Here is a 9282-nt window from a genome sequence, read left to right as displayed (position 1 = left end):
AATATATTGATATGGTTTGCCTATACAATCTCCTGCTGCGTAACATCCTTCTATATTGGTTTTCATGTTTCTGTCTACTTTTATATGGCCTTCTTCTATTTGAAGGCCCGGCACTAACTGATCTGGGGATAAACTATCCCTTAGCATGAAAACTCCATCTGTAATTATTTCACCTTGCTCTAAAATTATCTTAGTTACCCTGTCATCACCAACTATTTCTACTGGCTTATGTTTTATTATCTCTACATTTGAATTTAATTTATATTCACCTTTGTACATAGGGATATAATATATTTTAGAAGTAAGTTCACTTACATAATTAGTTTCTTCTTCGCTTTCTTTGTTATATCCAACTATAACTACTTTTTTGCCCTTATATAAGGGTGCATCACAAGTTGCACAGTACCCTACTCCTTTTCCTAAAAACTTTTCTTCCCCCTTTAATGGTTTGCTGTATTCTATACCAGTAGCTAAAATTATCGATTTAGCCTCATAAATCTTATCGTTTACCATAAGTGCAAAATAATCTCCCATAGCATAAACATTATTTATCCTCTCCGGTATGATACTTATCCCCATGGCTTTGATATGTGTTGCAAATTTATTTTTAAGTTCACTGCCTTTAATATCATAAAAGCCCAAAAAATTATTTACCTTTGGTGCTTTTACAAGTTTTGAACTTAGTTCTTTATTCCCGAAAAGTATTATATTTTTATTTCTAATTTTAGCATTAATTGCTGCTTCAAGACCCGCTGGCCCTGTTCCTATTATAGCAATATCATATCTTTCGCTCATTATTTTCCTCCTTATGCAACTTTTTTAATAGCCAACAATTATTTACCTTATAATAAATAAAACAAAGATAGTTATTTAAATTAAAAATTTAAATAACTATCTTTAAAATATTTAATTTAATGTACAAATTTTATAAATGTTTTTCAATTATTTTCTTTATATCTGCTTTAGGTCTAAATCCTACCATAGAATCTTTCACAGTATCTTTACTAAATACCATAACAGTTGGAATACTTGCAATTCTATACTTTGATGATATCTCTGGACTTTCATCTACATTTACTTTTGCAAATTTAACTTCCTTTCCCATCTCTTTAGCTAATTCTTCAATTACGGGACTTAACATTTTACAAGGTCCACACCATGGTGCCCAAAAATCTACTACAACTATACTATCTGATTTTGTAATTTCTTCATTAAAATTTTTATCATTAACTTCTTTAATCATATTATTACCTCCAATATTTATACCCCTATAGGGTATACTCTATACTATTATTGTATACCCTAATTTGTGACTAGTCAATAAGATTTATTTTAAATTTGAATCTTTATGTATCCAAAATGCTTTTTACGATACTGTTATTATAATCTGAATCAGGAAATTGTTTAACTAGTTTTTCTGCATAATCTTTTGCCTTATTTAAATCTACATCTTTATTTATAAGTATTAAATTATATAAAACTTCCTCAGTGTAATTTCCATTAGGAAATTTATTTAAAGTAAGTTCATAATATTTAACTGCATTCTCAAAATCTGAATTAGATTTGTAACACAGTGCTAACATATAGATAATATGTTGTTCCAAATAATTGTCTTTAGAATAGGGCAATGCATATAGAAAATATTTCTCAGCTTCTATATATTTTTTACTATCCATATAGCTCATACCTTTTGCATAAAAATAAACTATCCCATCCTTTTCAATGATTTCTTCACCTTCTACCAGAAGTAACTTATAGTTAATTTCTAAATCAGCATCTTTCCACAGATTTAAATATTCAATTATTTTCTCCATATTTTTATTTTTTATACTCTCCACAAATTGTTCTTCTGGAAATTTTTTAATTTTTTTATCTATATCAATGTTTTTCTCAGTCTGCTTGTCTTCCTGACTTTCTGTTTTTACCTCATCTACAGTTTCTTTTTTGTCTTTTTTACCATTTAACTCTACTTCCGTTTGTCCTTTTTTACTCACACTTATTAAAGTATTTAACACCTTTTTCCCATACGTTTTACCTATGAGTAAAATAGTTATAGCTAAAAATATACTACCCATAATTATAAAATTCTTTTTATGATTTATATCCCGTTTTAAGTTGCCATATTCTATTAGTGTTTTTTTATTTGTAATTGCCTGCGCATTTTTTTTATCTACTCCTAAAACTTTGTTTATATGCTGAAGTGCTTTATCATATTCCCCACACTGTATATAGCAAAGACTAATACTGTTATTAACATTTATAAAATTAAAGTCACTATTTTCACATTGCTTTAGTATATCTAAAGCACCCGATATATTAAATTTCTTCATTAAGTCCAAGGCATTGATGTAAAGTTGCATTTTCTGCATATCTTTTACACTATCCCTTAGGTATTTTTTTGATACTTCATCACGATTTCTCTTATAATTTATATTCCACATTTCTTTAGCACTATCTAAATCACCTTTTAAATAATATAAAATACCCTTCAAATTTAGAGCCGCAGCATTTGTAATCTTTATAGAAATACACTTTTCACAAAGGGCTAATGACTTGTCTATATAGCCATCATTATACTTATTCATTGCTTTTACGTATATTTTACCTGATTTATCCATAGTTTCACCTTTAGTTTCCTATATTTATGCTCAGCTAATTATAACATAAATTATGAAAAGTATATATTACTACAAGTTCATTCTCTTCGCTTAGTTCTTCTAAATTAATTTAATAATTACTAGCGCTTGTTCAAATGAACTTTACGTAATATATACTTTTCTCAACCGTTAAAAGCAATGAAGCTTTATTTTTTATTTTCATTTGTAATTTGCATAACAGCTGGCTTATTAATATCAAGTATATTAATCTTGCCTACTGCTTTATGCGAAACATTATAGTTATTATCCTCATAATTTATTAATTGAAGTATTAAATCATTCTTAACCTTTTGCACTCCTACTATTTGTTGTTTTTCATCTTTTACTTGATATAACGTAGAGAATTTCTCAGTATTAACTGTTAAACTATATATATCCGAACCATAATTTACGGTGCCGTAGGCGAAACCTGTCACAACTATTAAATGTTCATTATCCCACCATTCTATATTTCTTATTGTATATTGTGTATCCTTAACAACTTCATATTTAACTATTTGATTTGTTTTTTTATCTTTAACATAAATTACATGAATTCCGAAATCTGCATCTTTTTCTGCCATTGTATCTATAGCCGCAGATTTTTTCCCGTCTAAAGAGTTTTCCCAAATTATCTCATAATCCGGAAGTTCCTTATTTACGACTATGGTACTCTTAAATTCCATTAGATGATTCTCTATATTTGTAGACGCCTTGTAATCAGCTATTTCCCATTGTTTTTTATCCGATTTAGCTTTATCCTTTGCCTTATATATAGCCATTTTTTTTTCAGTATCACCTTCACTTTTATATGATTCTCCATTAAAATTATTTAATATCATTGGAATAAATACTATCATAGCTATAACTGCCACCGCATAAGATAAATACCTGTTTTTATATTTTTTAAAATTATATAAAATTTTATTTGATGTCCTCTTGCTGTATCTATTTCTATCTATAGCACTAATTATACTAGTCCTTGAGCTGTTAAATTCAATACCCTCTATGGATAAAGCCATCTTAAACGATGTATCTATTCTAATTTCCTCTTCATATATTGCCTTACAGCTATCACATCCATCCATGTGATTTTCTAGTGAAATTTTAAGTTCACTTGGAATATTCCCCATTACATAGTCTTCTAATCTCTTTCTAAACACATTACATTTCATCGTTTACACCCCTTTCCCTTCTGAGAAATGAAAGTTTTGAAATTTTGTCTACTCTTATAATATCTGCGTTTCACATTAGATTCAGTCATTTCCAAAATATCAGCAAGATCATTGAATGTTAAATTTTTCAAATATCTTATGATTAATATTTGCCTATCTATTTCACTTAAACTATTCAAATAAGCTTCTATATTTTCTTTAGTTTCTTTAAATTCCGCTGCCTGTTCTGGTGACATCTCTTTTGATGTAACGTTTGGTATATCTTCTATGTTTGACTCATACACTCTTTTATATTTCCGTATGTAATCAATACATTTGTTTTTAGAAATTTGCAGCAGCCAATTTAAAAATTTATGGTTTTTATCATAGAGATAGAGTTTATTGTAGATAGTAATGAACACCTCTTGAGTTATGTCCTCTGCTGCTTCTTTATCCTTTATCATGTTATATATAAATCTTAAGACTATAACTTCATATTTATTAACTAATATATTAAAACTATCAATATTTCCATCTAATATACTTTGAATTAGATCTGAATCCTCCTGTACTTTCATTACCCGCCCCCTAAATATATTTATTAATACTTTATATACGTTTTAAAAAATTAATAGTGATAAAAAAAGTATATATTACTATAATTGCATCTCACTTCGAATGCAACTTACGTAATATATACTTTTCCAATCTAAAGTTATCCACAATTTTATAATTAAAATAGATTCATCCACAGAAATAATACACTATTGTTTACAATCACTAAAATATTTCTGTACAGAATTAAAAAATACAGTTACAGCTAAAAGGTCTGCTGACCCTCCTGGACTTATATTGCGTTTTATAAATTCAATATCAAGATTCTCTATTGCAGCTTTCCCAGTTTCTGTTGTCATTCCGCCTATTGAAATTATGTGAGTCGCCTTTTGTTGTACATCTTTTAATTCGGTCATTGAATGTCTGTGAAGAACATTAGAATCTTCACAATATTGCATAATGCACATAAGTGTGTGTATTAATCTATCGTTTAAATTCAGGAATTCATTATCATTATAGATTCCAATAGAGTAGCCAAACACTAGTGGAATACCTTTTTCTACTTGACCCCTTATTCCCTCCACCTTATATTTCAGAAATAATTTCTCTCCATAACTTGTAGCTTTATCTTTATTCATGTAGAGCAGTTCATCTTGGACAAGCCCTATAGTCATCTCTCTTATTAAGTCTTGTATTTCACTGAAATCCTTCTTTTCATAAATAGCCTTGGTAACCGCAGCGCAACTTATACCCAAAAGAAAAATCATTCCTTTATGAGTATTTATCCCATTTGTACCTTTAAACATTTCATTTTCCGCCTCTATTCCTATATTTCTAATAGCCGTAAATATCTCTTTCGGAGTATTTGCTGAGTAACCCTCCTCAGCAAATAAAACCATATACTTACTTATAATAGAAGTGCTTTTAATAAAAGAGTAATGATCCATATCACTATGAGCTCCTTTTGATATAGAAGATACTAACCCCGGTGACGGATATGCAGTAACTTCATATAGCATAGCCTCTATTGCATATTCTGCTATAACAAACGCTTCCTTTGATATTATATATTTATTTTTCATATACTTTCTCCATATATTCTGTAAATCTTATTTTTATAAATTCTTCCACTTCTTTTTTACTATGTTTCTCACTTCTCACACAATTGTGAGCTATGTCAGCGCATAAGAAGCATTTTCTCATACATAAACCAAAATCGTTACGACTAATTCCTGTTCCCTCCACGTCATATACATCTATATCTACGCATCTTCCTAAAGGGTGCTTTTCTTCTATATCCAATGTAATTAATTTAATATCTCTCGCACTTTTATTTATAGACAAAATAACAATCGGTCCTTCTGCAGTTGTTTTGACCACTTTATTATGAATTGACCCTAAAAACGCTTCACAAATTACACTTTCTATAACTTCTATTATACCTTGCGTAAAGCGGTTATCTTTTTTTAACCCTGGATAGTTAACCCTAATAACAAGTAGGGGCATTTTAAATTGTTCAAGTAATTTATCTTGGTGTTCAATTCTTCTTTCTCTTTCTAAAAATATATTTTCTGCTGTATACATATCGTATTAATGTGGAGAATCGCTAGACCTTATTTCCCCCATTATCTCCTTTCCTACTTTAGTATTTAAAAATTCCCATGTCGAGCTAGGAACTATATGGTAAGTTTCGGATATTTTATCTTGTTTAATTAATTCTCTAACCTTTGAAGCACTTATAATATCACCCATTAGAGCTTTTCTTTTAACTTCCACAACTTCTACACTATAGGTGGGTAGTATTCGCTTTAAAGCATCATTATACGCATTTGTAACTTTGCAATAAGGCTCTTCTCCTATAAATCTTTTTGTTATATTTAACGCCTCACAAAAATATCTTCCAAAAATTGTTGCATCTAGATTTGTATATGCCACTAGTCTTTCATCTGCTTTTCTTAAAAAATAGGATGGGAAAGTAGCCTCTGAAATTATGTATTCCCCGCCTTTTATTACCGTCACATTAGTCAGATGAGAAACACCTTCTTTAACCATATCGTATCTATAGTCAAATGGGAAAGATGACTTATCTTCCTGGACTATAAATACTAACACCTCTTTGCCTTTTGATGCTGCTTCTTCTATTAAATACTTGTGCCCTAAAGTAAATGGATTACAATTCATAACTAAAGCTGATTTTTCAGTTGTGTTATCTATATTATATTCCACTTGAATATCCTCTAAGTATTTTCTTATATCGTATACTCCACTCTCAAGGAGAGCTACATTTTCTATTTTCTGTATGAGTTTGTAGCCAAGAGACGAGAATATATCTATATTCTCTACCTTAGTAAATATAAAGCTATGATAAATCTCTTCATTAAAAAGCCTATCCGATACTGCTCCCATAAGCATAGCAGACACACCTTCGCCTCTTAAATCATCTGATACTGCGAAACATTTAAATACGTTTTTAGCCTTGGAACAAGTGGCTTTAATTTCATCGTTTTGCCTAATAACTATAGTATAATCTACATTGTCATCAAGTTCTAGCTGGAATGTTTGTAAAAAATCTTTTACTTCTTTAACTCTATTTTCATCTTTTAGATTAATTCTTTCAACGTTTAGTTCATACATAGAAAGCCTCCTCATGCTAATTTACTTATAAATATATTATATATTTTTCTATCATAATAATGCAAATAAAATAAAGCTGAAAATTATTATTTCCAGCTTTATCTCATACCTTATAAGTTCTTATAAGGGTTTTATAAGGGTCTTCTAACAACATCAATTACAGAACCATCTCTGTATTCTATAACTGCAACTATATCATCTGAAAGCTCAATTGACTTTGGTTTGCCTGTCATACTTTCAGCTAATGCTTTAAGCTCTTCAATAGTCATTATAGGAAGATTAGTTTTCTTTAATTTTTCGATTATATCCGTTCTTTTTGGATTAACCGCTATTCCTCTTTCTGTTACAATAACATCAATGCTCTCTCCTGGAGTTGTTATTGTAGTTACTTTATCCACTATAATTGGAAGTCTCGCTTTCGTGAGTTGCGTAACAATTATTGTAAGCTTAGCTCCAGCCGCTGTATCACTATGACCTCCTGAGCCACCCATGATATCACCATCTGATCCAGTAGTAACATTAACATTAAAATTCGTATCTATTTCTGTAGCACCCAAGATAACTATGTCCAGGTTATTTACAACTGCACCTTTATTATCTGGATTTCCATACATTGAAGCTGACATTCTTTGATGCTTATGAGTACTTACATAAGACTGTACTGCTTGTAAATCAAAGCACTGTACATCAAATAAACTTCTGAAGAGTCCCTCTTTAAACATATCTACAATATATCCAGTTATTCCACCTGACGCAAAACTTCCTTTTATATCATTTAATTTCATGTAAATTCTAAGTTCCGCAGCTACAGCTAGAGCAATTCCGCCTGCACCTGTTTGGAAGGACATCTCATCTTTAACAAGCCCTGTTGCCACCATAGCATCAGATGCCATTTTAGCAATTTTAAGTCCTACCGGATCCTTAGTAATTTGTGTAGTTCCAGATACTATTCCAGCAGGGTCACCTATGGAATCAACCTTTACAACATAATCTACATATATCTGGCTAATTTCTATTGGGCAGGTTGGGTATGGAACTAAATTATCAGTTACTGCTACAACTCTGTCTGCACACTCGGCATCTGATACTGCATAACCTAATGCTCCACATGCTGATTTACCATACAATCCATTAATGTTACCATAAGTGTCCGCTGTAGGTGCTGCAATGAAAGCTACATCAATATGTAAGTCGCCGCTTTCTATCGCCCTAGAGCGCCCACCATGTGTATGCATTATCACTGGTGTTTTTAAAAGTCCTCTTGAAATTTCTTGTGCCACAGGACCTGACATATAATTTGTGTATATTTTAGTAACTACACCATTTTTTATATGCTGAATTAGTGGTGCATGATTGGGGAAAATAGAACTTATTGCAACAGTAATGTCTTTTATACCCCTACTTGCAATAACATCTAGAACTAAATTTAATACGTAGTCCCCATTTCTTAAATGATGATGAAAAGAAATAGTCATCCCATCTTTAAGTTCTACCTTGTCTAAAACTTCATCTATGCTTTGTAAAATTTTTTTATCCGTAGGCGTTACTGAATTTACTTTTACTTCCCTTTTTACTTTCACGCCATTACGCTTAAATGCACCTTCAAAAGGAGTCACCGTGCCATAGCCTTCTATGTATTCAGGTATTTCTTTTCCTAATATATTTTTCATTAATATCACCTCAATTAACTAATCCACTAAAGTAGCACTTTTAACAATTTTTAAACTATTATGCAAGACCTAAAATCTTTGCAAGCTCTACTGTGTTTTTAGCTCTATTTATAACTGGTGCATCTACCATCTTACCATCTAAGGAGAATACTCCTTTTCCTTCACTTTCAGCCTCTTCCATAGACTCAAGAACTCTCTTTGCGTATTTTATTTCATCTGTTGTCGGTGCATATACAGAGTGAATTGTCTCAACTTGTCTTGGATTTATTGCGGCTTTCCCTGTAAGACCTAAGCTTTTAGCTTTCCCAGTGTCTTTTGCTAAACCTTCAAAATCATTAGTATCTGTAAATGGTGTATCTATAGAATCAACCTTCATAGCTCTACAAGCAGTAGCTACTCTATTTCTTGCATAGAAGACCTCTTCGCCTTCTTTTGTTCTCACAATTCCTAAATCTGAAGTTAAGTCTTCTCCTCCAAGTAACACAGCTACTACTCTATCCGAGGATTTTATGATGCTATAAACATTTTCAAGTCCATAAGCTGTTTCAACTATAGGAATTAATTTTATACTTCCCGCATCAAAGCCTTCTTCCACTTCAATTTTCATAAGCATTTCACCTATAGCTATAAGTT

10 protein-coding genes are annotated in these 9282 nt (G+C 30.8%); all 10 read right to left on the bottom strand.

What is annotated here, in order from left to right:
• A partial coding sequence (locus ACJAX4_RS19165; RefSeq protein ID WP_435791040.1) for an NAD(P)/FAD-dependent oxidoreductase occupies positions 1 to 795 on the bottom strand: 795 nt, incomplete at its 3' end.
• Positions 796 to 925: 130 nt separating this feature from the next.
• Positions 926 to 1243: a thioredoxin gene (trxA, locus tag ACJAX4_RS19160; RefSeq protein WP_435791039.1), complete on the bottom strand. Its 318-nt coding sequence runs from the start codon at positions 1241 to 1243 to the stop codon at positions 926 to 928.
• A 103-nt stretch (positions 1244 to 1346) separates the two neighbouring features.
• Complete coding sequence (locus ACJAX4_RS19155; protein WP_435791038.1) at positions 1347 to 2618, bottom strand: tetratricopeptide repeat protein; 1272 nt, start codon at positions 2616 to 2618, stop codon at positions 1347 to 1349.
• A 185-nt stretch (positions 2619 to 2803) separates the two neighbouring features.
• Positions 2804 to 3811, bottom strand: coding sequence for a DUF4652 domain-containing protein (locus ACJAX4_RS19150; RefSeq protein WP_435791037.1), 1008 nt, complete (start codon positions 3809 to 3811; stop codon positions 2804 to 2806).
• Positions 3808 to 4368 carry an RNA polymerase sigma factor gene (locus ACJAX4_RS19145; protein ID WP_435791036.1) on the bottom strand — a complete coding sequence of 187 codons (561 nt, stop codon included), beginning with the start codon at positions 4366 to 4368 and terminating at the stop codon, positions 3808 to 3810. Before ACJAX4_RS19145 ends, ACJAX4_RS19150 begins: the two co-directional genes overlap by 4 nt.
• Positions 4369 to 4554: 186 nt before the next feature.
• Complete coding sequence (gene citG, locus ACJAX4_RS19140; protein ID WP_435791035.1) at positions 4555 to 5427, bottom strand: triphosphoribosyl-dephospho-CoA synthase CitG; 873 nt, start codon at positions 5425 to 5427, stop codon at positions 4555 to 4557.
• Positions 5417 to 5929, bottom strand: coding sequence for a citrate lyase holo-[acyl-carrier protein] synthase (citX, locus tag ACJAX4_RS19135; RefSeq protein ID WP_435791034.1), 513 nt, complete (start codon positions 5927 to 5929; stop codon positions 5417 to 5419). The genes citG and citX overlap by 11 nt, the downstream gene beginning before the upstream one ends.
• 6 nt (positions 5930 to 5935) lie before the next feature.
• Positions 5936 to 6979 carry a [citrate (pro-3S)-lyase] ligase gene (citC, locus tag ACJAX4_RS19130; protein ID WP_435791033.1) on the bottom strand — a complete coding sequence of 348 codons (1044 nt, stop codon included), beginning with the start codon at positions 6977 to 6979 and terminating at the stop codon, positions 5936 to 5938.
• 131 nt (positions 6980 to 7110) lie between these two features.
• Positions 7111 to 8649: a citrate lyase subunit alpha gene (gene citF / locus ACJAX4_RS19125; RefSeq protein ID WP_435791032.1), complete on the bottom strand. Its 1539-nt coding sequence runs from the start codon at positions 8647 to 8649 to the stop codon at positions 7111 to 7113.
• 58 nt (positions 8650 to 8707) lie between these two features.
• A partial coding sequence (locus ACJAX4_RS19120; protein ID WP_435791031.1) for an HpcH/HpaI aldolase/citrate lyase family protein occupies positions 8708 to 9282 on the bottom strand: 575 nt, incomplete at its 5' end.

Source organism: Clostridium sp., from assembly GCF_051278035.1.
Taxonomy (GTDB): Bacteria; Bacillota; Clostridia; order Clostridiales; family Clostridiaceae; genus Clostridium_AD.
Note: the sequence above shows the minus strand (reverse complement) of the source record. Positions and strands in the feature narration are given on the sequence as shown.